General features: G+C 48.8%; 1 rRNA gene. It reads left to right on the top strand.

The window, feature by feature from the left end:
- Positions 1-220: 220 nt before the first annotated feature.
- Positions 221-1742 (top strand): 16S ribosomal RNA (locus P2W84_RS13620).
- The last annotated feature ends 8 nt before the right edge of the window (positions 1743-1750 follow it).

Here is a 1750-nt window from a genome sequence, read left to right as displayed (position 1 = left end):
AGAGGTTGAAGATATATGAGATGGGCGAACTGCGAAAGGGAGCCTGGAAAGTTCATTAAAGAGATGTCATTTATAGCGCGAGCGAGGTATCTGTACGTTAATAGAAGTACATGATTAACCGAGCAGATTTTAAGTTTGTACCTAACAGACACATTAATAGAAAAGAAGACTATTAATAATTATAATTATTAACTAGTCAGGATTTTCGACACTTCATTTTACAATGGAGAGTTTGATCCTGGCTCAGGATGAACGCTAGCGGCAGGCCTAATACATGCAAGTCGAACGATATTATCCAGCTTGCTGGATAAGAAAGTGGCGCACGGGTGCGTAACGCGTATGCAACCTACCTTAATCAGGGGGATAGCCCGAAGAAATTCGGATTAACACCGCATAAAATCACAGTACAGCATTGTACAATGATCAAATATTTATAGGATTAAGATGGGCATGCGTGTCATTAGCTAGTTGGCGGGGTAACGGCCCACCAAGGCGACGATGACTAGGGGATCTGAGAGGATGACCCCCCACACTGGTACTGAGACACGGACCAGACTCCTACGGGAGGCAGCAGTAAGGAATATTGGTCAATGGAGGGAACTCTGAACCAGCCATGCCGCGTGCAGGATGACTGCCCTCTGGGTTGTAAACTGCTTTTATTCGGGAATAAACCTACTTACGTGTAAGTAGCTGAATGTACCGAAGGAATAAGGATCGGCTAACTCCGTGCCAGCAGCCGCGGTAATACGGAGGATCCGAGCGTTATCCGGATTTATTGGGTTTAAAGGGTGCGTAGGCGGCTTGTTAAGTCAGGGGTGAAAGACGGTGGCTCAACCATCGCAGTGCCTTTGATACTGATGAGCTTGAATGAACTAGAGGTAGGCGGAATGTGACAAGTAGCGGTGAAATGCATAGATATGTCACAGAACACCGATTGCGAAGGCAGCTTACTATGGTTTAATTGACGCTGATGCACGAAAGCGTGGGGATCAAACAGGATTAGATACCCTGGTAGTCCACGCCCTAAACGATGAATACTCGCTGTTAGCGATATACAGTTAGCGGCTAAGCGAAAGCGTTAAGTATTCCACCTGGGGAGTACGCCCGCAAGGGTGAAACTCAAAGGAATTGACGGGGGCCCGCACAAGCGGAGGAGCATGTGGTTTAATTCGATGATACGCGAGGAACCTTACCCGGGCTTGAAAGTTACTGAATAATTCAGAGATGAATTAGTCCTTCGGGACAGGAAACTAGGTGCTGCATGGCTGTCGTCAGCTCGTGCCGTGAGGTGTTGGGTTAAGTCCCGCAACGAGCGCAACCCCTATGTTTAGTTGCCAGCATGTTAAGGTGGGGACTCTAAACAGACTGCCTGTGCAAACAGAGAGGAAGGAGGGGACGACGTCAAGTCATCATGGCCCTTACGTCCGGGGCTACACACGTGCTACAATGGATGGTACAGAGGGCAGCTAGCTTGCAAAAGCATGCGAATCTCAAAAAGCCATTCACAGTTCGGATAGAGGTCTGCAACTCGACCTCTTGAAGTTGGATTCGCTAGTAATCGCGTATCAGCAATGACGCGGTGAATACGTTCCCGGGCCTTGTACACACCGCCCGTCAAGCCATGGAAGCTGGGGGTACCTAAAGTACGTAACCGCAAGGAGCGTCCTAGGGTAAAACCGGTAACTGGGGCTAAGTCGTAACAAGGTAGCCGTACCGGAAGGTGCGGCTGGAATACCTCCTTTCTGGAGCA

This window comes from Pedobacter sp. JY14-1 (assembly GCF_029269825.1).
In the GTDB taxonomy this organism is placed as follows: Bacteria; Bacteroidota; Bacteroidia; order Sphingobacteriales; family Sphingobacteriaceae; genus Pedobacter.
Note: the sequence above shows the minus strand (reverse complement) of the source record. Positions and strands in the feature narration are given on the sequence as shown.